Here is a 21,402-nt window from a genome sequence, read left to right as displayed (position 1 = left end):
CCGGAATAGCCACTCTTTCCCAGAAAGCGGCGACGGCGGGGGTGGGGGTGCTGCGGGAGGGAGGTCTGGCGGTTTCGGGGATGTGCGCGTCGGTGGGGGCGGTTAGCGTGTCCTTCCACGCGGTCGGTCACCCGGCCGCGCCCTGGGGGTGGGGAGGACAGATGAGGCTGCCGCGTTCCGGCGCCGGCTGGACGATCGCGGTCTTCGGCGTGCTGGCGCTCCTGCTCGGCGCGCTCGGGTTGGTCTGGCCCGAGGCGCAGTTGCGGATGCTCGGCTTCGAGGTGCCCGCGCGGCGGGCGGCCGGCGACTACACCGGCACGTTCCTCACCGCCTCCTCGATGGCCTCGTTCAACATGGGCGTCTACTACCTGCTGGCGGTCGCCACCGAGTGGCGGGCCTTCTACCGGTTCACGGTCGTTTTCCGGCTGGTCACCTTCACCGTCTTCACCCTGATCGTGCTGGCCGACGTCGCGCCGGACCGCTTCCTCGGCGTCGCTGCATGGGAGGGGCTGGGGGCGGTCGCCACCGCCGTCGGCCTGCGCTGGGACGCCCGCCGGGCGGCCGCGCCGACATCCGTCGATGGCCCGGACGGCGTCGCGCCGGGTGCCGGTGAGAGCGCCGGTCCCGCACCGGCCGCCGGTACGGTCCGCTGAGCGCTCCGGCGGGACGGGTATTTTCAGAGCTGTGACCGAGACCCCGCCCGGCGCCCTCCGGCTGCCCATCGTGCCCGGTCTGACCGATCTGCGGGTGTTCGCCCGGGGTGGCTACGCGACCGTCTACCGGGCCACCCAGATCTCGGTGGGGCGCGAGGTCGCCGTCAAGGTGGAGAACCGCACGCTGGACAGCGAGCGGGACCAGGCCCGGTTCCTCCGGGAGGCGCGCGCCGCCGGAAAGATGTCGTCCCACCCGCACGTGGTGGACCTCTTCGACGTCGGGGTCACCGTCGACCAGCACCCCTACCTGATCATGGAGCTCTGCGACGGCTCGTACGCCGAGCGGATGCGGACCTCGCCGCTCGGCCCGGCGGAGACCCGCGACCTCGGCATCAAGATCGCCGACGCGCTGGCCCACTCCCACGCGGCCGGGGTGCTGCACCGCGACGTCAAGCCGGCCAACATCCTGCACTCGCACTTCAATCCGGCGGTGCTGGCCGACTTCGGGCTGGCGGTGCTGGCCGAGGTGCGCGACGCCTCGGTCACCCTGGAGGTGCTCACCCCGGCGTACGCCCCGCCGGAGATGTTCAGCCACAGCCCGCCCTCGCCGGCCGTCGACGTCTACGCGCTCTGCGCCACCCTCTACGCGGTGATGCACGGCCGCCCGCCGCGCTGGCAGTCGGAGCGGAACCCGAGCCTGGTCACCGTGCTGGAGATGTTCAACCAGCCCATCCCGGAGCTGCCCGGGGTGCCGACCGAACTGGTCGACGTGCTGCGCGCCGGGATGTCCAACGACCCGGGCGCGCGTCCGTCCGCGCTCGAGCTGCGGGACCTGCTCACCGCCCTGCCGCTCGGCGCGGTCCCGTCGTCCCCGGTCAGCGGGGCGCCGGTGAGCGGAGCGCCGATCTCCGGGGGCCCCTCCGGGCCGTACACCGTGGACCGGTCCGGCCCGCCGCGGCCGGTGCCCGAGGACGCCCACCCGACCGTGCCGCACGGGCGACGCCGGCGGCGGCGGTGGTTCCTCGGCGGCGCCGCGGTCCTCGCCCTGGCCGCCTCGGCGAGCGCCGGTGCCTGGGTCGCCGGCAACGCCGCGTCCGTGGCCGCCCCCACGCCGACGCCGACGGCCACCGGATCCGCCTCGCCGGCCGCGTGGGGCACGCTGCCGGGCTGCGTCGCCGGCTCGTCCACCCTGACCCTGCCCCCCGGGGCGCACTGCGCGTCGGGGCTGGAGTGCTTCGGCCCGGTGCGGTTGCGCGGCGACCGGGCGGTGGCACCGCAGGTGTCCTGCGCCGGCCGGCACACCTGGGAGACCTATGTGGAGGGTGAGCTGCCTCCCACGCTGGTCGGCGCGGGGCACGCCGCGATCAGCGCGGACCCGACCGTCCGCCGGGTCTGCAACGCGCGGACCTTCCGGCTCACCAGCGGGTTGGCCTATCCCACCGGCTGGAACCTGGAGGTCCTGCCGCCGAGCGGCACGGACACCGGCCGGACGTACCGCTGCCTGGCGGGCAAGGGCGTGGACGCGCTCGCCTCTCCCACCCTCATCGGTCCCTGAGGTCGTCCAGCTCCTCCAGCTTCCTGCGGACGGCCGCGCTGTCCAGGGCGTCGAGGGTGTCCGCGTCGAGCACCGGGGGGCCGGCGTCCGGCGGCCCCGGCGGGGTGACGCCCGTCCCCGAGGGCTGCTCACGCAGGGCGGCCACGGCGGTGCCGGCGACCGTGGCCAGCAGCACGCAGAGCAGCGCCAGCCCCACCGTCAGGATGTTGGCGGGGTGCCGCACGAGCAGGATCACCAGCACCGCCACGGCGGCGAGCGACGCGACCGCCGCCACGGCGCGCGGGTCCGGCCTGAGGATTCGTCCCACCCGACAAGCATCTCCGGGTGGGGCGCGCTGTCAATCCGCGCACCGGTGGGTCGCGGCGGCGGAGCCGCCGGCCACCCGGTGCGATGATCCGATCACGTCGTCCGAAGGAGGAACGCCGATGCGCCGGACGTCCCGGATCGTCGTCGCACTGCTGGTGTCGGGCCCGCTCGGCGCCTGCGGGTAGGGCTCGTCGCCGGAGGAGGCGCGCCCCTCCGTGCTGGTCACCACCTCCGCCGCCGCACCCTCGCCGCCGGCGGCGACCCGACCGGCGGCGCTGGTGTCCCGCGCCGAGGCTCTGTCCCGCTACGTGACCGCCACCTACGGCGGCGACCGCCGGTACGTCGGCGACTGCGCCGGTGCCCGGCCGGACCCGCGGGGCGTCTGCTCGCTGGAGAAGGCCACTGTGGACGGCGGCACCGTGTACGCCGTCGGCGCGCCGTACAGCGAGATCGACGCCTTCCTGCTGCTGCGTGCGGACGCCGCCGGTTGGCGGGTGGTCGACGACCACGTGCCGCCGGAGTCGGGCGGGCCGACGTCCGGGCCGGAGCCGGACTGGTTCGAGGAGGTCGGCTCCTGAGTGGCGGAAGGATACTAAACAGCGTCGACAATGAAAATTTCGTTACATCGTCCGGATAGTTGGTCCTCTTGATGGTGTTTTGCCGGGCCGCGATCGTTGTCTGCCGCCCCTAGGGTGACGGAGGTCGAGGGTCACCTCGACAGTCCCCGTCCTCCACCGGAAGGCAGCACATGCCACGTACTTCCCGGTCCCTGGCCGCGGCAGGAATCGCCGGCCTCTTCCTCGCCGGATCGGCGATCGCGCCCGCAACCGCGTCGCCCGTCACCGCCGGCTGGGGTCGACCCACCACATCGGACCGCACCAGTCCCGCCGAGGCCCGGCGGGTCGACCGCGTGCCCACGCCCAAGCTCGACTGGTACGCCTGCTACGGCTACGCCGAGTGCGCGACCACCCGGTTGCCGCTGGACTACGACCAGCCCAAGGGGGCCACCACCGAGATCGCGCTGCTCCGGGTCAAGGCCCGCGACCAGCAGAGCCGGATCGGCAGCCTCTTCCTCAACCCGGGCGGCCCCGGCGGCTCCGGCACCGACATCGCGCTCGCCGCGCCGTACTTCCTCTCCGACGAGCTGCTGGACCGCTTCGACATCGTCGGGGTCGACCCGCGCGGCGTCGCCGCCAGCGACAACGTCAAGTGCTTCCCGTCGGTCAAGGACCAGACCAGGGCGTACGCCGGGCTGAACGTGGCGTTCCCGTGGACGAAGGCCGAGGAGAAGGCGTACATCGCCTCGTCGAAAGCGGTCGGTCGGGCCTGCTCCACCACGGGCAAGCCGCTGACCGGGGCGATGTCCACCGCCGAGGTCGCCCGGGACATGGAGGTGCTGCGCCGGGCGGTGGGCGACAAGAAGCTCAGCTACCTCGGCTTCAGCTACGGCACCGCGCTCGGCCAGTACTACGCCAACATGTTCCCGGACCGGTTCCGGGCGCTGGCCGTCGACGGGATGCTCGACCCGAACGCCTGGGTCGGCCAGGGCAAGGCCCGCGGCGAGCTCCAGGAGACCCGGCTGCGCAGCGCCGACGGGGCGTACCAGGCGCTGCGCGAGATCCTGCTCCGCTGCGACAAGGCCGGCGAGGAGAAGTGCTCCCTGGCGGCCGGCGACCCGGTCGCCTCGTACGAGCTGGTGGCGCAGCGGCTGCGCAAGAAGCCGGTGGTGATCGAGGACCCGGACGGCGGGTCGTTCACCGTCAGCTACGCCGACTTCGTCGGCGCCAGCCTCAGCTCCCTCTACAGCCCGTACGGCTACGCCGACATCGCCTCGATCACCGCCGACCTGCTGGTGCTCACCGATCCGGGAGCGGCCACCGCGGCCCGCCTGGCGCAGGCCCGCACGGCCGTCGCCAAGCGCGCCGAGCAGGCCCGGCAGCAGCGCCGGTACGACTTCCCGTACAACAACGGGTTGGAGACGTTCCTCGGTGTCGACTGCACCGACGCGTACCACCCGAAGGACGCGGGTGCCTGGCCGGCGCTGACGGCCAAGGAGGACAAGCGGGCCCCGTACTTCGGGCGGGCCTGGGGCTGGAGCGCCGCGCCGTGCGCCCGGGACACCTGGACGGTGCGCGACGAGGACGCCTACACCGGTCCGTTCAACCGGAAGACCAGCGCTCCGGTGCTGGTGGTCGGCAACTACTGGGACCCGGCCACCAACTACGACGCGGCGGTCAGCTCGGCGAAACTGCTGCCGAACAGCCGGCTGCTCAGCAGCGACAGCTGGGGGCACACCGCCTACGGGACGTCCGCCTGCGTGACCGGCGCCGTCGACGCCTACCTGCTCAAGGGCACGTTGCCGAAGAAGGGCACCCTCTGCACCGGTGACGTGCAGCCCTTCGTCGAGGTGCCGGCCGCGCCGGAGACGTCGCGGGCCGCCGCGCCGAAGAGCGCGCTGGCCGCCGAGGGCGAGCCGGCCCGGGGCGAGCCGAAGCGGCTCCCGCCGGTCGTCGCGCCGCGGCCCGCCGTGGGCACGCTGACGGTGCGCTGACGGTTCGGTGAAGGACGCCGGGGTACGGCGGGCGCTCGGGCCGCCTGTCGTACCCCGGTCACTTTCCACGCCGTTCCGATGACGACCGAAGTGGTGGGAAACCGCTACTCTCGGTTTCCCGCAGGCCGTGTCCGTCAGCGAGGTAGTTCGATGAACGACAGCTCCTCCCCGAGGTTCCGCTCGGTCGCGACCACGCTGGCCGTGGCGCTGACCCTGACGCTGGCCGCCGCAGCCGGGTGCGACAACCGGCAGGATCCGCCGCTCCCCTCGGTGCTGGACAAGTTGCGCGAGTCGCACATCGACGGCCAGCCGAAGATCAGGGTCGGGGTGGCGGCCACCGAGCCGCTGATGGGCGAGCTGCGCAACGGCACCTACATCGGCTTCGACGTCGAGATCGCCCGGTACATCGCCGCCTCGCTGGGCTACGAGGGCGACCAGCGGATCGACTTCGTCTCGCTGGCCACCGAGGACCGCATCCCGGCCCTCCAGGGCGGTGTGGTCGACCTGGTGGTCTCCAGCTTCTCGATCACCGAGGAGCGCAAGAAGCAGGTCGGCTTCGCCGGGCCGTACTTCGTCACCACCCAGGAGGTGATGGTCCCGAACCGGTTGAAGGACAAGATCCGCACCATCGAGGACCTCCGCGACCCGGCGTACAAGATCTGCACCAGTGGCGGCTCCACCACCGAGGCCGAGCTGGAGAAACACCAGGTCAAGGCGCTGGTCGTGAAGCGGGTCGGCGACTGCGTCAACGGCATCCGCGAGGGGCGGTACGACGCCGTCAGCTCCGACGAGACCATCCTCGCCGGCTTCCTCTCCCAGTACCCGACCGAGTTCGAGATCGTCGACATGCCGTTCGGCACCAGCGAGACGCTCGGCATCGGGGTGCCGATCGGCGACCCGGCCCTGCGCGACCTGGTCGCCTTCTTCCTCGACAAGAGCTACCAGCAGGGGCGCAGCGGGATCAGCAGTCCCTGGTTGACCGCGTACAACCGGACGCTGGGGCCCTGGATGAAGGCGCCCAAGTCACAGCCGCAGCCGCTGGACGTACCCAAGCTGGTCGACTTCGACGACAAGGCGCCCCGGCGGTGAGCGCACCGGCGGTGCCCGCCCAGCGTGACGTGGGCCCCGCCGGGCCGGCGCGGGAGGGGAGCGACCCGGCCGAGCGGCGGGCCCGGGCCAGCCAGTCGTTCTGGACGGCCGTGGTCGGCGTGCCGGCGATCTTCTCCGTGCTCCGGCTCGGCGTCGAGGCCGGCGGCGAACTCCAGACCACCCTGCTCCTGGTGGCGAACGTCGGCCCGGTGAACCTGCTGGCCGGCTTCCTCACCACGGCCGCCCGCCTGCTCTCCACGGGCCTGGTCGCGGTCTTCGCGCTCGGCGCGGTGCTCCGGGTGAGCGTGGAGCGGATGCCGGCCAGCTTCCGCCGGCCGCTCTTCGCCCGCTGGGTGGACATCACCCCGGCCTGGTTCGTGGTCGCCAGCTTCCTGCTCGCCCTGGTCACCTGGCAGCTGCTCTACCTGCCGCTGCTGATCCCGGCGTTCGTCGCCGCCTTCCAGCTCACCCCGGCCCGGCTGCACGAGCAGGTCGCGCCCCGGCTGCTGCTGCTCGCCGCCCTGTTCGTCGGGTACGCCTGGCTGCTCGCGCCGACCCTGCGGGACGCCTGGCGGCAGGGGGAGTTGCTGGCTCTGCTGTTGCTCGTCGCGCCGCCACTGCTCGCGCTCGGCGTCACCGGTCCGCTGCCGGCGGCGGTGATCCGGCCACTGGCGTCGCTTACCGAGGCGGCCGTGCTCGCCATGCTGGTCTGGGCCGCGCTGCCGGTGATCAGCACGCCGGTGCTGCCGCTCACCGTCACCACCGTGGAGTCGACGCCCGGCGGCACCGAGGACGTCCGCGGGCACGTGGTGACCGTGGACGATGTGAACGTGGTGCTGCTCCAGGAACGTGGCGGCGTCCGCTACGTGCCGGTGGACCAGGTGCGCGCCCAGGTGCTCTGTCCCAGCGAGGAGGAACTGCCCCGGCACCGGTTGCGCATCCGCGACTTCCACGTCGAGGACTCGCTGCTGGAGGGGACGGGCCGGCGGGTGCGCCCGGTGCACCGCATCGACGCCGCCTGCCGCGCCGTGCGCTGAGCTTTACCGCTCCGACGGCTGGACCACCGACCTCGGCCTCTGCCGCCCTGACCCCCGGGCCGGGGGATTCTGGTCAGCGGGCCCGGCCCGGGAGTCGGGCTGGCTCAGTAGGACTTGTCCTGGCCGAGGACGTGCTGGGCGACGAAGTTGAGGATCATCTCCCGGCTGACCGGAGCGATCCGGCCGGCGCGTACCGCGCCGAGCAGGGTGGCGACGCCGTACTCGGTGGTCATGCCGGCCCCGCCGAGGGCCTGCACGGCGGTGTCCACGGCCAGTGCGGCGGCCTCGCCGGCGGCGTACTTGGCCATGTTGCCGGAGATGCCGGCCTCCAGGTCCCGGCCGGCGTCGTACAGGGTGGCCGCCTTGTGGATCATCAGTCGGGCCAGTTCCACCTGCACCGCCGCGTGCGCGAGGGGGTGCGCCACGCCCTGGTGCGAGCCGATGCTCCGCCCGCCCCAGACCTTGCGGGTGGCGGTGTACTCGCTGGCCCGCTCGATCGCGTACCGGCCGGTGCCGGCGCCCATCGCGGCGACGGTGATCCGCTCCGGGTTGAGCCCGGCGAACAGCGCCGGTAGCCCGGCGTCCAGCGACTCGCCGACCAGCGCGTCGGCGGGCAGCCGCACGTCGTCGAGGTAGAGCAGGAACTGGTTCTCCGGGGAGAGGATCTCCATGTCCAGTTTGGAGCGGGTCAGCCCCGGCGCGTCGGTCGGGACGATGAACAGCGCCGGCTTCAGCTTTCCGCTGGCCGCGTCCTCGGTACGGGCCACGACCAGCACGTACTGCGCCTCGTCGACCCCCGAGATGTAGCACTTGCGGCCGGAGAGCAGCCAGTCGTCGCCGTCGCGGCGGGCCACCGTGCCGAGCCGGTGGAAGTTCGAGCCGGCCTCCGGCTCGGTGATCGCGAAGACGATCTTCTGGGTGCCGTCGGCCAGGCCCGGCAGGTGGCGCTTGCGCTGCTCGTCGGTGCCGTGCTTGTTGATCACCGTGGCGGCGATGGCCGGGGAGACCACCAGCAGCAGCAGCGGGCAGCCGGCCGCCGCCAGCTCCTCGCAGACGAGGGCCAGTTCAGTGATACCGCCGCCCCCACCGCCGTACTCGGTGGGGATGTTGACGCCGAGGTAGCCGAGCCGGCCGGCCTCGCTCCACAGCTGGGTGGTGTGTTCCCCCGACTTCGCTTTCGCTACGAAGTAGGAGTGACCGTACCGGCGGCCAAGCGCGCGGACGGCGTCGCGGAGCTGGTCCTGCTCGGGGGTGAGGTCGAAGTTCATCGCGGGTCCTCCTCGGGGTTGACCACGGCCAGCACGGCGCCGGTGTCGACCTGGCCGCCGGCCGGCACGGGCAGTTCGGCGACCACGCCGTCGGTCGGGGCGAGCACGGGGTGTTCGAGCTTCATCGCTTCCAGGGTCAGCAGCAGGTCGCCGGCGGCGACCCGCTGACCGACCGCCACGTGCACCCGGCTCACCGCGCCGGGCAGCGGCGCCAGCAGCGACCCGGCCGCCAGTTCCGTGGTGGGCAGCGGGAACCGGGGCAGCTCGGTCAGGCTCGTCGCCCCGTCCGGGCCGTCCACGAAGACCGCCGACCCCACCCGGTGTACGCGGAACGCCCGGCGCACGCCGTCCACGTCGAGCACGACCCGGTCCGGCCTCGCCTCCACCAGCGCCACCGTCGGCGGCTGCCCGGACCGGTCGGCATCCGCTCCGGCCGGGTCGGCCCCTGCCCCGGGTCCGGGCCCCGCCGCCGGCCCGTCGGCCGAGGTCAGGCCCGGGTCGGTGTGCCACTGCGCCAGTGCGCCCGTGCGGTCCAGTCGGTAGCGCACCTCGATCTCGCCGCCGTCCGGCCCGGCGTAGCGGGTGACCTGGGGGAACGCCGGCACGTTCCGCCAGCCGGAGGGGAGCCCGGCGAGCACGCCCGCCTCGGCGCGGCGAGCGGCGGCCGACGCGAGCGCCGCGGCCAGCGCCGCCAGCGGCGACCGGTCGGCGGGGAGCAGCGGGGCGAAGACCTCGGGGTGCCGGTCCAGGAAGCCGGTGTCCGCCTCGGCCGCCGCGAACTCGGCGCTGCGCAGCACCCGGACCAGCAGGTCCCGGTTGGTGGCGACGCCGTGGAACTCCGCCCGGGCCAACGCACCCGCCAGCGCCCGGACCGCCTCCGCCCGGGTCGGCGCCCAGGCGACCAGCTTGGCCAGCATCGAGTCGTAGTGCACGCCCACCGTCGAGCCGTCCGTCACGCCCGAGTCCAGTCGCAGCCCCTTCGTCGGGGCGAACGCCCCGGTCACCCCCGGGACGGCGAACCGGTGCAGGGTGCCGGTCGCGGGACGGAAGCCCTGGGCCGGGTCCTCCGCGCAGAGGCGTACCTCGATCGCGTGGCCGTCGGCCGGCGGAGTCGCCGCCACCGGCAGCGGCTCGCCCTCGGCGACCAGCAGTTGCAGCCGCACCAGGTCCAGCCCGGTGACCGCCTCGGTGACCGGGTGTTCCACCTGGAGTCGGGTGTTCATCTCCAGGAAGAAGAACTCGCCGGTCGGGGCGAGCAGGAACTCGACCGTGCCCGCACCGACGTAGTCGACGGCCCGGCCGGCGGCGACCGCCGCCTCGTGCAGCCGCTGCCGCACCTGTGGCCCGAGGACGGCCGGGGCCTCTTCGACGATCTTCTGGTGCCGGCGCTGGATCGAGCAGTCCCGCTCGCCCAGGGCGACCACGGTGCCGTGGGTGTCGCCGAAGATCTGCACCTCGACGTGCCGGCCGCGCTCCACGTACCGCTCGACGAAGACCGTGCCGTCGCCGAACGCGGCGGCCGCCTCGCGGCGCGCGGAGGCGACGGCCTCGGCGAGGTCGGCGGCGTCGCGGACCACGCGCATGCCCCGTCCGCCGCCGCCGGCGGACGCCTTGACCAGCACCGGGAAGTCGGTGATCTGGTCGGGGTCGGTCCAGGTCGGCAGCATCGGCACGCCCGCCTCGGCGAGCAGCGCCTTCGCCTCCATCTTGTCGCCCATCGCGGCGATCGCCTTGGCCGGCGGGCCGACCCAGGTCAGCCCCGCGTCGGTCACCGCCGCGGCGAACTCGGCGTTCTCGGCGAGGAAGCCGTAACCCGGGTGGACGGCGTCCGCGCCGGTCCGCCGGGCCGCGTCCAGGATCTTCTCGATCCGCAGGTACGTCTCGGCCGGCGTGTTCCCCGGCAGCCGGACCGCGTGGTCGGCCTCGGCCACGAACGGCGCGTCGGCGTCGGCGTCCGAGTGCACGGCGACCGTCTCGACGCCGAGCGCCCGGCAGGTGGCGAAGACCCGGCGGGCGATCTCGCCCCGGTTGGCCACCAAGAGTCGGTTGATCATGAGTGGCCCCCTACATCCGGAAGACGCCGAAACCGTCGGCGCCCTTCACCGGTCCGTTGTGGATCGCCGACAGGCAGAGCCCGAGGACGGTACGGGTGTCCCGGGGGTCGATCACCCCGTCGTCGTAGAGCCGGCCGGAGAGGAAGAGCGCGCCGGACTGGGACTCGATCTGCTGCTCGACCATCATCCGCATCGCCGCGTCGGACTCCTCGTCGTAGTCGCGTCCCCGGGCGGCGGCGGCCTGCCGGGCGACGATGGAGAGCACCCCGGCGAGCTGTGCCGGCCCCATCACCGCCGACTTCGCATTGGGCCAGGTGAACAGGAACCGCGGCTCGTACGCCCGGCCGCACATGCCGTAGTTGCCGGCGCCGTAGGAGGCGCCCAGGTTGACCGTCAGGTGCGGCACGGTCGAGTTCGAGACCGCGTTGATCATCAGCGCGCCGTGCTTGATGATGCCGCGCTGCTCGTACTCGGTGCCGACCATGTAGCCGGTGGTGTTCTGCAGGAAGACCAGCGGGGTGTCGGCGGCGTTGGCGAGCTGGATGAACTGGGCCGCCTTCTGCGCCTCCGCGCTGAACAGCACGCCCCGGGCGTTGGCCAGCACCCCGACCGGGTACCCGTGCAGCTCGCCCCAGCCGGTGACCAGCGCCGTGCCGTAGGCCGGTTTGAACTCGTCGAACTCGCTGCCGTCCAACACCCGGGCCAGCACCTCGCGCGGGTCGAACGGCACCTTGAGGTCGGCGCTGGCGATGCCGAGCAGCTCCTCCGGGTCGTACTTCGGCGGCTGGGGCACCGGGTTGCGGGGCGGCGGACCGTGCTTGCGCCAGTTGAGCCGGCGCACGCACTGCCGGGCCAGCCGGATGCCGTCCCGCTCGTCCTCGGCCAGGAAGTCGGCCAGCCCGGACGTCGAGGCGTGCATCGCCGCCCCGCCCAGCGACTCGTCGTCGGTGACCTCGCCGGTGGCCATCTTCACCAGCGGCGGGCCGGCGAGGTACACCTGCGAACGGTCCCGGATCATGATGACGTGGTCGGACATCCCGGGCACGTACGCGCCGCCGGCGGTGGCGTTGCCGAAGACCACGCTGACCGTGGGGATCTTCGCCGCGGAGAGCCGGGTCAGGTCGCGGAACACCCGGCCGCCCGGAATGAAGATCTCCGCCTGGGTGGGCAGGTCCGCCCCGGCCGACTCGACCAGGTTGATCATCGGCAACCGGTTGGCCAGGGCGATCTCGCCGGCCCGCCGGGTCTTCGCCAGCGACCACGGGTTGACCGCGCCGCCGCGTACCGTCGGGTCGTTGGCGACGACCAGGCACTCCACGCCCTCGACCACGCCGATGCCGGTCACCACGCTGGCCCCGACCGGGAAGTCGGTGCCGTACGCCGCGACCGGGGACAGCTCCAGGAACGGGCTGTCCGGGTCGAGCAGCAGCTCGATCCGCTCCCGGGGGAGCAGCTTGCCGCGCGCGTGGTGCCGGGTCACGTACTTCTCGCCACCGCCGGCCCGGGCCCGGTCCAGCGTGGTGTCCAGCTCGGCGAGGCGTTCCAGCAGCGCCTCCCGGTTGGCCCGGTAGGTCGGCGAGGCGGGGTCGAGCGTGCTGTCCAGTGTGCTCACAGGCCCATGCCCTTCGCGATGATCTCGTTCATGATCTCGGTGGTGCCGCCGCCGATGCCGAGGATCCGGGCGTCCCGGTAGTGCCGCTCCACCTCGGCGTCGCGCAGGTAGCCGAAGCCGCCGTGCAGTTGCAGCGCCTGGTCGACCACCTGGTCGCAGGCGGCCACCGCGACGTTCTTCGCCATCGCCACCTCGGTCACCACCGGCTCGCCCACCGCGACCCGGGCGGCCACCTCGTGCACGTACGCCCGGGCCGCCTCGGCGCGGGTGTGCATCTCGGCGAGCCGGTGCCGGATCAGCTGCCGGCTGGCCAGCGGGCGGCCGAAGGTGGCCCGGTCCCGGCACCAGCGGGTGGCCAGCTCCACACAGCGCTGCGCGGTCGCGTACGCCTGGGTGGCCAGCGAGAGCCGCTCGGCGGCGAAGTGTTGCATGATCGCCAGGAAGCCGGTGTTCTCCTCGCCGATCCGGTTGGTCACCGGCACTCGGACGTCGACGAAGGACAGTTCGGCGGTGTCCGAGCAGTGCCAGCCCAGCTTCTCCAGCCGGCGCCCGACGGTGAAGCCGGGCGTGCCCTTGTCGATGACCAACAGGCTGAGCTCTCCGCTGCCCGGGAAGTCGGTGCAGACCGCGGTGGTCACGAAGTCGGCCCGGACCCCGCTGGTGATGTAGGTCTTCGAGCCGTTCACCACGTAGTGGTCGCCGTCCCGGCGGGCGGTGGTGCGGATCGCGGCGACGTCCGAGCCGCCGTCCGGCTCGGTGATCGCCAATGCGCCGATCATCGTCCCGGTCAGGGTGGGCCGGACGTACCGGTCGACCAGGTCGTCGTCGCCCCGGAGCTGGCCGCCCCCGAGCCGGCCGCGGAGCAGGCCACCGCTCTGGCCGCCGGCGGCGGCGACCATGTGCGGCAGCGCGATGCCGTGCGTGAAGAGCGCCGCGATCAGCCCCGACGAGCCGCCGGAGCGGATGATCTCCTCGGTGACGACGATCGAGTCGAGCAGGTCGCCGCCGCTGCCGCCGACCGACTCGGGGAACCCGATGCCGAGCAGGCCGATCTTCGCGGCGGTGGCGTGCAGCTCGCGCGGCACCTCGCCGGCCCGCTCCCAGTCGGCCAGGTGCGGCAGCACCTCCCGGGTGACGAAGGCCCGGGTCAACTCGCGCAGCTGCCGCCGTTCCGGGGTGTCCACGATGCTCATTCGCCGGCCTCCCCGACTCGTTGCGGTGAACCCGCCGCCAGGTCCGCGGGCAGGTCGACGACCCGGCAGCGCAACAGCTCCCCGAGCGCCTTGGCCTGCGGGTCGAACCGAGTGGAGGCGGCCACGCCCTGCCCGAGCAGCCCCCGCACCACGAAGTTGACCGCCCGCAGGTGGGGCAGCTCGTACCGCTCGACGGTCAGCGGAGCGGTCTCCGGCAGCAGTTCGGCCAGCCGCTCGACGGTGAGCCAGCCGCGCAGCCAGGCGTACGTGGCGTCGGTGCGGGCCCAGACGCCCAGGTTGGCGTCGCCGCCCTTGTCGCCGGAGCGCGCCCCGACCAGTTCGCCCAGCGGAGCCCGTCGGGTCGGGCCGGTGCCGGCCGGCCGTGCCGGCGCACCGCCGATGGCCGGTGAGACCTCCGTGGCGTGCACGGTGGCGGCGTCGGTCCGGGTCGGCGGCGGGATCGAAACCCGCTTCCCGCCGGGCAGCACCGCGACGTGTTCGACCGCGTCCTGCGGCACCGCGTCGGCGGTGAAGACGCCGTACGGGGTGGCGTCGCCGGGCAGCGTGGTCAGCGTGCAGCCGGGATAGGAGGCCAGGGCCAGCTCCACCGCGGCCGCCGAGAAGGCCCGCCCGGCCCGCGCCTTGTCGCCGTCGCGCAGGTGTACGTGCAGCAGCGCGCTCGCCGCCTCGGTGTCGGCCGCGTCCGGGTGGTCGGTGCGGGCCAGCGTGAACTCCAGCCCCTCCTTGCCGACCGCCTCCTCGAGCTGCCCGCGCACCAGGGCCGCCTTGGCGGGGACGTCCAGTCCGCAGAGGACGAACGTCATCGAGTTGCGGAACCCGCCGAGGTTGTTGACGCCGACCTTGAGGGTGTCCGGCGGCGGCGTGCCCCGGACGCCGGAGACGCGGACCCGGTCGGGCCCGTCCTGGTGCAGCCGTACCGTGTCCAGCCGGGTCACCACGTCCGGCCCCAGGTACGCCGGGCCACCCACCTCGTAGAGCAGCTGCGCGGTGACGGTCTCGACGGTGACCGCGCCGCCGGTGCCGGGGTGCTTGGTGAGCACCGAGGAACCGTCCGGGTGGATCTCCGCGATCGGGAAACCGGGCCGGTGGCCGCCGTCGGGCAGCTCGGTGAAGAAGCTGAAGTTGCCGCCGGTGACCTGCGCCCCGCACTCGATCAGGTGCCCGGCGACGGTCGCCCCGGCCAGCGCGTCCAGGTCGTCCCGGCCCCAGCCGAACCGGGCGATCGCCGGCCCGACGGCCAGCGAGGCGTCGGTGACCCGGCCGGTGACCACCACGTCCGCCCCGGCGTCGAGGCAGGCCGCGATGCCGAACGCGCCGAGGTAGGCGTTCGCGGTGAGCGCGTCGGGACGGGCGAGGGCGTCGCCCTCGACGTACCCGATCCGGGCGGTGAGGCCGAGCCGGTCGGCGAGCGAGCCGATCGCGGCGGCCAGGCCGGCCGGGTTCAGGCCGCCGGCGTTGGTCACGATCCGCACGCCCCGGTCCAGCGCAGTGCCGAGGCACCCTTCGAGTTGGCGGAGGAACGTCTTCGCGTATCCCAGGGCGGGGTCGCGCATCCGGTCGCGGCCGAGGATCAGCATGGTCAGCTCGGCCAGGTAGTCGCCGGTGAGCACGTCCAGCTCGCCGCCGTCGAGCATCTCCCGCCAGGCGGTGGCGCGGTCGCCGTAGAAGCCGGAGGCGTTGCCGACCCGGAGCGGGGCGCTCATGCCGGGGCTCCGGCGCCGCTCGCCGCGCGCGGCTCCCGGCCGGCGCCGGGCGGCCCGGCGAAGGCCTGCGCCACGTCCAGCCACTCGTCGGCGGTGGCGCCGGTGGCGGTCAGGGCCAGGTCGGCGCGGTGCCGGCGCTGGGTGACCAGCAGGCAGAAGTCGAGCGCCGGGCCGGTGACCCGGTCCGCCGCGTCCGCCGGCCCGAAGGCCCAGATGTCGCCGGCCGAGCCGTCCGCGCTCGCGGCTGCGGGGCTCGCGAGCGCACCGCTCGCGCTCACCGGCGCGGTCAGTTCGACCCGGACCGGGGCCGTGGGCAGCGCCCGGCCGTGGGCGGCGAAGCCGTGCCCGAGGGTACGGAAGCCGAGGTGGGCGACGTGCCGCAGCCGGGCGGTCGGGGCACGGGTGACGCCCAGCGCGTCGGCCACGTCCTCGCCGTGCGCCCAGGTTTCCATGATCCGGGCGGTGGCCATCGAGGCGGGCGACATCCGGGTGCCGTACCAGGGCAGCTTGTCTCCCGGGGGAACGGCGGTGAGGGCGTCGATGAGCGCGGCCCGGCCGGCACGCCAGCGGGCGAGCAGCTCGGCCGGCGGGGCCAGGAACCGCTCCGCGCCGTCGTCGACCAGCCGGCTGACGTCCGGCGCCGAGGTGACCGAGGCGTAGAAGGCGTCGACGTCGGTGGCGGCGAGCCGGGCCATCTCGTCGGTCCAGGCGAGGTGGGCGATCTGGTGGCCGACCGTCCACCCGGGAGCGGGGGTGGGCCGGGCCCACGCCTGCGGCGGCAGCGGCGCGACGAGGGCGTCGAGCTGCTCGGACTCGGCGGCCAGATCCGCGAGCAGTGCTGTCAGGTCGACCATGGTGCCTCCGGGCGGGGGTGTGCCGGTCAGGACGGGCGGGTCACTGCCTCTCGCGCTCGGGCCCCGCCGTGGCGCGCTCCGGTGGGCCGGCGTCGGGCGTGAGCAGGGCGGCGAGCTGGCGTTTCCAGGTGTGCAGCAGGGCGGTACGGCGGGCCGAGTCGTCGTTGAGCAGGTTGGCCACGCCCAGCCCGCGAAGCAGGTCGAGGGTGGCCTGCACGGCCTCCCGTACGCCGGGGCGGCGCTCGTCCACGCCGAGCAGCGCCACGGTCAGCCGGTGCATCTCCCGGCCGACCCGGGCCTCCAGCGGCACCAGGGCGCGGCGCAGCTCGGCGTCGGTGCGGGCGGCGACCCAGAGCTCCAGCGCGGCGACGAAGAGCGGCCCGGTGAAGGCCACGCCCAGCAGGTCGACCACCCGGTCGAGCCGCTGCGGCCCGGCCGGCAGGGACTCCGCCTCGGTGCGCAGCTCCGCCGCCCGTCGGTCGGCGAGGTGGGCGACGGCGGCGGTCACCAGGGCCGCCCTGGTCGGGTAGTGGTGCAGCTGCGCGCCGCGGGAGACGCCGGCCCGGGCCGCGACCACCGTCGTGGTGGTGCCGGACCAGCCGTACTCCACCAGGCAGTCGACGGTCGCCTCCAGCAGCCGGGCCCGGGTGGCGCGGCTGCGCTCCTGCTGAGGGACGCGCGTCGATGCGGTGGACACGGGGACAGCGTGCCGCCCCCGAAACAAACAGTCAAGCCTGACTTTTTCTGCTTTCGCCGCCCTGCGCGCCCGTCCGGGTCCGCGCCGCCCGCCCGGGGGCCGCCCCGCCCGCCTGGGTCCGCTCCGGCCTTGCCCGGGTCTGTTTTCGGCCCGCGAGAACGACCTCTTCCCGGTCCTTGTGGTGGTGTTGCGGTCCTTTGGAGCTGATGACGTATACGACTCAGCGGGCGATCCGTTTACGTCATCAGCTCGAAAGGACCCGCCAGTGAACCGGGCGATGGGACGAGCCCTGGCAGCCGCCCGCACCGGCCACCGCGCGGGCCGCACCGGCCGTGCCCAGGCGCACCGGCCGCGCCGGACGCGTGAGCCGCGCAGCATCGCACGGCGGAGTTTTCTGCTCAGGTTCGCCGGGGTCAGCGACCGTCCCGGGGGCCGAACACGGTGAGCGCGTCGAAGTCGCTGTGCCGGGAGCGGAGGTACTCGTCGGCCCACGCGGCGGCATCGGGAAAGCCCGACTCGGCAGCGACCCGGGCGCAGGCGGCATCCACGTCGAACGGGGTGCGGCGCAGTTGCACGCCCGGCCCGAGCAGGGCCCACCACGCCCCGGCACCGCCGTACGGCATGCCGACGCTGCCCGGGTTGACCACCAGGCGGCGGTCGACGAGCCGGGTGAACGGCATGTGGGTGTGGCCGCAGACCACCGTGCCGACCTCGGCCGGCAGCCCGGCGAAGACCTCCGCCCAGCGTTGCATCCGGGAGTCGACCAGGACGACCTCCTCGTCGTTCCGAGGCGTCGCGTGGCAGAAGAGCACCTGGCCGAGGCCGGAGACAGGCAGGGTGACGGTCAGCGGCAGCGCGGCCAGTCGGGCGACGTGGTCGTCGCGGAGCTGCCCGGCGGCCCAGTTCGAGACCTCGATCGGGGACGACCGACCGGCCCGCGCCTCCACCAGCTCCCGGTCGGCGTTGCCGCCGACCCAACAGGCCCGGTCGCCGAGCGAGACGAGCAGGTCCAGCACCTCGACCGGCTGCGGTCCGGCGGCGATGTCACCGGTGAGCACGATCAGGTCGGCGGCGACCATGTCCGGCTCGGCCAGTACGGCCTCCAGCGCGGGCAGCGCACCATGGATGTCGGAGAGGACGGCGACACGTTCATGCATCGCCCCAGCCTGGCCACGACCCGCGCCGGAGTCCAGGAATTCTGCGCCGGGCAGACCGCACCGGGATCGCCGGCACCGCCCACCTTGGTGCCGCCGTCTACCGTGAGCCGCGATTGCCAGGCGGGAGCGGGCGGGCTGGAGGCGGTGGGTGGCCAGTCGGAACGAGCGGCGCAGGCGACGCAGCCAACCGTCGGCCGTGGCGTCGGCCGCACCGGTTGACCCGGTGCAGCGCGAACCACGGAGCCGATGGCGCCCCGGTTACTGGCTGCGGCACCCGGCCTTCGCCGCCGTTCTGGTGGTAAGTCTCAGTGCGCTGACCTTCGTCGCGTGCGGCGTCGGCAGCCTGCTCGAGGCACGGGACTTGCGGGAGCGGGGCGAGTCGGCCGTTGCGGTGGTCGTCGAGGCCCGCGAGTTGCGGCGGGGGTCGTTGTTGAAGGTGGGGTTCACGACGACTCAGGGCGAGAGGGTCGTGGCACATGTGGCCGGACCGCCCGAAGACCTGCCAACCCCCGGCGAGCGGCTGACCGTGGTCTACGACCCGGAGGATCGAGACTACGTCTACCTGCGGAGCGACAAGCCTTACGAAAAGGGGGGTTGGCTGATCCTCGGGGGTCGGCTGTTCCTCGCGATCGGTCTGCTGGCCACCGCGATCTACCTCGCCTACCTGCGGTGGACCTGGCACCGCTGGCGCGACCAGGCCGAGCGGTGGCGACACCGCCGGCCCGTGCCCAGGCTCGGCAAGCGGCAGGAGCCGTGGCGGACGGAGCAGCGCGACGATCCGTTGCCGTGACGCGAAGGGGCCGGCCCGGACCGCACGACGGCGAGCCGGGCCGGGACGTTCGTTCTGACCTGGTCAGACCCGCGCGCGGCGGGCCAGACGCTCCGGGTCGAGGATGATGATGCTCTTGCCGTCCAGCCGCAGCCAGCCCCGCGAGGCGAAGTCGGCCAGCGCCTTGTTGACCGTCTCCCGGGAGGCGCCGACGAGCTGGGCGATCTCCTCCTGGGTGAGGTCGTGGGTCACCCGCAGCACGCCGCCGTCGCGGGTGCCGAAGCGGCCGGCCATCTGGAGCAGGTTCTTGGCGACCCGGCCCGGCACGTCGGTGAAGATCAGGTCGGCCAGCGAGTCGTTGGTCCGGCGGAGCCGGCGGGCCAGCACCCGCAGCAGCTGCTCGGCGATCTCGGGCCGGTTGTTCAGCCAGGGCCGCAGCGCCTGCTTGCGCAGCCGCACCAGCCGGGTGTCGGTGACCGCCGTGGCCGTGGCCGTACGCGGACCGGGGTCGAAGAGCGACAGCTCACCGACCATGTCCGACGGGCCCATCACGGCGATCAGGTTCTGCCGGCCGTCGGCCGCCCGACGCCCAACCTTGATCTTGCCCGACAGGAGGATGTAGAGACTGTCGCCGGGCTCGCCCTCGTTGAACACGATCTCGCCCTTGCGGACGTCGATCGTCTCCATCTCCTTGGCGAGCGCCTCGGCAGCCTCCGGGTCGACACCCTGGAAGATCCCGCTGCGGGCCAGTACCTCGTCCATCGCGCACCTCCGGTTGCGCGTCGCCGTCCGTCGGCCGGGTCCGCCGTCCGCTTATCCCTCGCGCGCCGACAAGTCTAGGCGCACGTGAGCACGAATCAGCGGCGCACCCCTGGAATCTTGATCCTTGGACTTAACCTTCCCGCCCTGATCAGGGGCTAGTATCGCGCGGCCGTATCGGGTGGTGACCGGGCGTCGCCGTCGATGGCCGTAGGGTGACGGGCGTGCTGAGCGACCCCACCCTGACCAGCCGTCCCGAGGACGGCCGGGACATCCCGCTGCTGGTGTGGCGCGCCGGGGCGCCCCTGCGGGCGGCCAGCTCCGGCCCGCTCGGCGGCGGGATCGGCGTCCGGAACTGGGTCGTGAACGCGACCGTGCCGATGTCGTACCACCGGGACGACCCGGCCGCCCACCTCGCCGCGCTGGCCGGCGGCCTCGGCCTGGCCGGACCCGGGATCGGCCTGCTCACCGGGGTGGACGTCGCCGAGGTGGTGGCCCGGGCCGACACCGGCGTGCGGGCCTGGGCGACGGTCGGGCTGGGCATGCCGGTCTGGGCCGCCGCGCCGGCCCCGGCGGCGCCGGCCCAGCGGGTGGGCACGGTCAACATCGTCGTGTACGTCCCGGCGGCGCTCGGCGACGCCGCGCTGGTCAACGCCGTCGCCACGGCGACCGAGGCGAAGGCCCAGGCGATCTGGGAACTCGGCCTGCCCGCCACCGGTACGCCCACCGACGCGGTCACCGTGCTCTGCCCGGCCGACGGCCCCGCCGAGCCCTACGGCGGCCCCCGGTCCACCTGGGGCGCCCCGCTGGCCCGGGCCGTGCACGCCGCCGTCCGGGACGGCGGGTCGCTGCCGTGCGTCCCCTGGTCCGACCGGCGGGCGAAGTGAACTTCGGTCCGAAAGGCCATCGTCGTGCCGTTACCTACCGGGTAGGGTCGCCAGCGATGCCCGCTCCCGCGCCTCCCAGGACCCGCCGCCGTGCCGCGCTCGCCGTCGGCGCGGTCCTCGCCGTGCTGCTCACCGTCGGCTGCGGCACGTCGGACGACGACACCACGCCGGTCTGGCAGCGCGGTGGTGGCGGGGGCGCCACCGGTGCGCCGGCCCCGTCCGGCGGCGCCTCGGAGCCGGCCGGCGAGGCCGTCTCGCTCTCGGCGACCGGCGACATCATCATGGGCAACGCCCCCTCCCGGCTCCCCGCCAACGGCGGGAAGGGCTTCTTCGACGAGATCTCCGACGCGCTCGCCGCCGACCTGGTGATGGGCAACCTGGAGGAGCCGCTGACCGAGGACACCGGCACCGGCAAGTGCGGAGCCAACTCCACCGCCTGCTACCAGTTCCGGGCCCCGTCCAGCTACGCCGCCCACCTCAAGGACGCCGGCTTCGAGCTGCTCAACCAGGCCAACAACCACGGCTACGACTACGGCCCGCAGGGGTACGCGAACACCCAGAAGGCGCTGGAGAAGCAGGGCCTCGAGCACACCGGCGCGCCGGACCAGATCACCGTGGTCGAGGTGAAGGGCGTCAAGATCGCGGTGGCCGGCTTCTCGTCGTACCCCTGGTCGAACAGCCTGACCGACATCGACGCCGCGACCGCCGTCGTCGAGAAGGCCGCGACCATGGCCGACCTCGTCGTGGTCCAGGTGCACATGGGCGCCGAGGGGGCCGACAAGACCAAGGTCAAGCCGGGCACCGAGCTGTTCTACGGCGAGAACCGGGGCGACCCGATCAAGTTCTCCCACGCCATGGTCGACGCCGGCGCGGACCTGATCGTCGGGCACGGCCCGCACGTGCTGCGCGGCATGGAGTTCTACCAGGGCCGGCTGATCGCCTACAGCCTCGGCAACTTCGCCGGCGGCGGCCGGTCGCTCAACCCCAGCGGGCGGCTCGGCTGGGGCGGGGTGCTCAAGGTGTCGCTCAAGCCGGACGGCAGCTTCGCCGGCGGCTCCTTCACCTCCACCCGGATGAACTCCGTCGGCAAGCCGACCATGGACTCCGCCGACCAGGGCCTCGGGCTCATCAAGCAGCTCAGCCGGGCCGACTTCCCGCGGACCGGGGCCCGGTTCGACGCCGAGGGCAGGATCAGCGCGCCGCAGGCCGGCTGAGCCGGGCGTGGGCCCGGCGGGTG

Annotated in this window: 19 protein-coding genes; 9 read left to right on the top strand and 10 right to left on the bottom strand. The window is 73.8% G+C overall.

Translation table 11 applies throughout. The features are described from left to right. Positions 1–161: 161 nt before the first annotated feature. Both M2302_RS08370 and M2302_RS08365 read left to right on the top strand, forming a co-directional pair. Positions 162–653 carry a hypothetical protein gene (locus tag M2302_RS08370; protein ID WP_280837341.1) on the top strand — a complete coding sequence of 164 codons (492 nt, stop codon included), beginning with the start codon at positions 162–164 and terminating at the stop codon, positions 651–653. A gap of 31 nt (positions 654–684) precedes the next feature. Next, positions 685–2,208 (top strand): serine/threonine-protein kinase, encoded by a 1,524-nt coding sequence (locus M2302_RS08365; protein ID WP_280837340.1) that lies wholly within the window; start codon positions 685–687, stop codon positions 2,206–2,208. Here M2302_RS08365 and M2302_RS08360 read toward each other — a convergent pair. Beyond that, on the bottom strand, positions 2,195–2,515 hold the full coding sequence (locus M2302_RS08360; protein WP_280837339.1) for a hypothetical protein: 321 nt from the start codon (positions 2,513–2,515) through the stop codon (positions 2,195–2,197). The two genes, M2302_RS08365 and M2302_RS08360, sit on opposite strands and share 14 nt — an antisense overlap. Before the next feature lie 214 nt (positions 2,516–2,729). Between M2302_RS08360 and M2302_RS08355 the strand changes: the two genes are divergently transcribed. The 4 genes from M2302_RS08355 to M2302_RS08340 all read left to right on the top strand — a co-directional run bounded on the left by M2302_RS08355 (position 2,730) and on the right by M2302_RS08340 (position 7,191). Then, on the top strand, positions 2,730–3,092 hold the full coding sequence (locus tag M2302_RS08355; protein ID WP_280837338.1) for a hypothetical protein: 363 nt from the start codon (positions 2,730–2,732) through the stop codon (positions 3,090–3,092). A gap of 170 nt (positions 3,093–3,262) precedes the next feature. Continuing rightward, positions 3,263–5,065: an alpha/beta hydrolase gene (locus tag M2302_RS08350; RefSeq protein ID WP_280837337.1), complete on the top strand. Its 1,803-nt coding sequence runs from the start codon at positions 3,263–3,265 to the stop codon at positions 5,063–5,065. 150 nt (positions 5,066–5,215) lie between these two features. After that, positions 5,216–6,154 carry a transporter substrate-binding domain-containing protein gene (locus tag M2302_RS08345; protein ID WP_280837336.1) on the top strand — a complete coding sequence of 313 codons (939 nt, stop codon included), beginning with the start codon at positions 5,216–5,218 and terminating at the stop codon, positions 6,152–6,154. Next, positions 6,151–7,191: a hypothetical protein gene (locus tag M2302_RS08340; RefSeq protein ID WP_210779010.1), complete on the top strand. Its 1,041-nt coding sequence runs from the start codon at positions 6,151–6,153 to the stop codon at positions 7,189–7,191. The genes M2302_RS08345 and M2302_RS08340 overlap by 4 nt, the downstream gene beginning before the upstream one ends. A gap of 104 nt (positions 7,192–7,295) precedes the next feature. Here the strand turns inward: M2302_RS08340 and M2302_RS08335 are convergent, their stop codons facing one another. From M2302_RS08335 to M2302_RS08300, 8 genes are all read right to left on the bottom strand, one after another. Continuing rightward, complete coding sequence (locus tag M2302_RS08335) at positions 7,296–8,459, bottom strand: acyl-CoA dehydrogenase family protein (protein WP_280837335.1); 1,164 nt, start codon at positions 8,457–8,459, stop codon at positions 7,296–7,298. Continuing rightward, the gene (locus M2302_RS08330; RefSeq protein WP_280837334.1) at positions 8,456–10,513 is read right to left on the bottom strand and encodes a biotin carboxylase N-terminal domain-containing protein; all 2,058 of its coding nucleotides are present in this window, start codon (positions 10,511–10,513) and stop codon (positions 8,456–8,458) included. The genes M2302_RS08335 and M2302_RS08330 overlap by 4 nt, the downstream gene beginning before the upstream one ends. Positions 10,514–10,523: 10 nt before the next feature. Continuing rightward, positions 10,524–12,125, bottom strand: a complete 1,602-nt coding sequence (locus tag M2302_RS08325; protein WP_280837333.1) for a carboxyl transferase domain-containing protein — start codon at positions 12,123–12,125, stop codon at positions 10,524–10,526. Next, complete coding sequence (locus tag M2302_RS08320) at positions 12,122–13,318, bottom strand: acyl-CoA dehydrogenase family protein (RefSeq protein ID WP_280837332.1); 1,197 nt, start codon at positions 13,316–13,318, stop codon at positions 12,122–12,124. The genes M2302_RS08325 and M2302_RS08320 overlap by 4 nt, the downstream gene beginning before the upstream one ends. After that, positions 13,315–15,042 carry a DUF1446 domain-containing protein gene (locus tag M2302_RS08315; protein ID WP_280837331.1) on the bottom strand — a complete coding sequence of 576 codons (1,728 nt, stop codon included), beginning with the start codon at positions 15,040–15,042 and terminating at the stop codon, positions 13,315–13,317. The genes M2302_RS08320 and M2302_RS08315 overlap by 4 nt, the downstream gene beginning before the upstream one ends. Next, positions 15,039–15,896, bottom strand: coding sequence for a TIGR03084 family metal-binding protein (locus M2302_RS08310; RefSeq protein ID WP_280837330.1), 858 nt, complete (start codon positions 15,894–15,896; stop codon positions 15,039–15,041). The genes M2302_RS08315 and M2302_RS08310 overlap by 4 nt, the downstream gene beginning before the upstream one ends. Positions 15,897–15,936: 40 nt before the next feature. Next, entirely contained in the window at positions 15,937–16,593 is a 657-nt protein-coding gene (locus M2302_RS08305) for a TetR/AcrR family transcriptional regulator (protein WP_280837329.1), read from the bottom strand. Between the two features lie 413 nt (positions 16,594–17,006). Beyond that, positions 17,007–17,750 (bottom strand): metallophosphoesterase family protein, encoded by a 744-nt coding sequence (locus tag M2302_RS08300; RefSeq protein ID WP_280837328.1) that lies wholly within the window; start codon positions 17,748–17,750, stop codon positions 17,007–17,009. A gap of 148 nt (positions 17,751–17,898) precedes the next feature. On the opposite strand from M2302_RS08300, the gene M2302_RS08295 reads away from it, so the two are divergent. Then, positions 17,899–18,540 carry a DUF3592 domain-containing protein gene (locus tag M2302_RS08295; RefSeq protein ID WP_280837327.1) on the top strand — a complete coding sequence of 214 codons (642 nt, stop codon included), beginning with the start codon at positions 17,899–17,901 and terminating at the stop codon, positions 18,538–18,540. 63 nt (positions 18,541–18,603) lie between these two features. On the opposite strand, the gene M2302_RS08290 is transcribed toward M2302_RS08295, so the two are convergent. After that, positions 18,604–19,281, bottom strand: a complete 678-nt coding sequence (locus M2302_RS08290; RefSeq protein ID WP_067306583.1) for a Crp/Fnr family transcriptional regulator — start codon at positions 19,279–19,281, stop codon at positions 18,604–18,606. A gap of 221 nt (positions 19,282–19,502) precedes the next feature. On the opposite strand from M2302_RS08290, the gene M2302_RS08285 reads away from it, so the two are divergent. Both M2302_RS08285 and M2302_RS08280 read left to right on the top strand, forming a co-directional pair. Beyond that, positions 19,503–20,165: an adenosylcobinamide amidohydrolase gene (locus tag M2302_RS08285; protein WP_280837326.1), complete on the top strand. Its 663-nt coding sequence runs from the start codon at positions 19,503–19,505 to the stop codon at positions 20,163–20,165. Between the two features lie 56 nt (positions 20,166–20,221). Next, positions 20,222–21,379, top strand: coding sequence for a CapA family protein (locus M2302_RS08280; RefSeq protein WP_280837325.1), 1,158 nt, complete (start codon positions 20,222–20,224; stop codon positions 21,377–21,379). Positions 21,380–21,402 lie beyond the last annotated feature (23 nt).

Source organism: Micromonospora sp. A200 (assembly GCF_029893845.1).
GTDB lineage: Bacteria > Actinomycetota > Actinomycetes > Mycobacteriales > Micromonosporaceae > Micromonospora > Micromonospora purpureochromogenes.
This window is presented reverse-complemented; position numbering and strand designations above follow the sequence as displayed.

Coding starts and splice junctions, on each gene's coding strand:
- M2302_RS08330 (WP_280837334.1), bottom strand. CDS start 10,513: ATGATCAACCGACTCTTGGTGGCCAACCGGGGCGAGATCGCCCGCCGG.
- M2302_RS08370 (WP_280837341.1), top strand. CDS start 162: ATGAGGCTGCCGCGTTCCGGCGCCGGCTGGACGATCGCGGTCTTCGGC.
- M2302_RS08345 (WP_280837336.1), top strand. CDS start 5,216: ATGAACGACAGCTCCTCCCCGAGGTTCCGCTCGGTCGCGACCACGCTG.
- M2302_RS08350 (WP_280837337.1), top strand. CDS start 3,263: ATGCCACGTACTTCCCGGTCCCTGGCCGCGGCAGGAATCGCCGGCCTC.
- M2302_RS08315 (WP_280837331.1), bottom strand. CDS start 15,042: ATGAGCGCCCCGCTCCGGGTCGGCAACGCCTCCGGCTTCTACGGCGAC.
- M2302_RS08280 (WP_280837325.1), top strand. CDS start 20,222: ATGCCCGCTCCCGCGCCTCCCAGGACCCGCCGCCGTGCCGCGCTCGCC.
- M2302_RS08290 (WP_067306583.1), bottom strand. CDS start 19,281: ATGGACGAGGTACTGGCCCGCAGCGGGATCTTCCAGGGTGTCGACCCG.
- M2302_RS08310 (WP_280837330.1), bottom strand. CDS start 15,896: ATGGTCGACCTGACAGCACTGCTCGCGGATCTGGCCGCCGAGTCCGAG.
- M2302_RS08320 (WP_280837332.1), bottom strand. CDS start 13,318: ATGAGCATCGTGGACACCCCGGAACGGCGGCAGCTGCGCGAGTTGACC.
- M2302_RS08300 (WP_280837328.1), bottom strand. CDS start 17,750: ATGCATGAACGTGTCGCCGTCCTCTCCGACATCCATGGTGCGCTGCCC.
- M2302_RS08335 (WP_280837335.1), bottom strand. CDS start 8,459: ATGAACTTCGACCTCACCCCCGAGCAGGACCAGCTCCGCGACGCCGTC.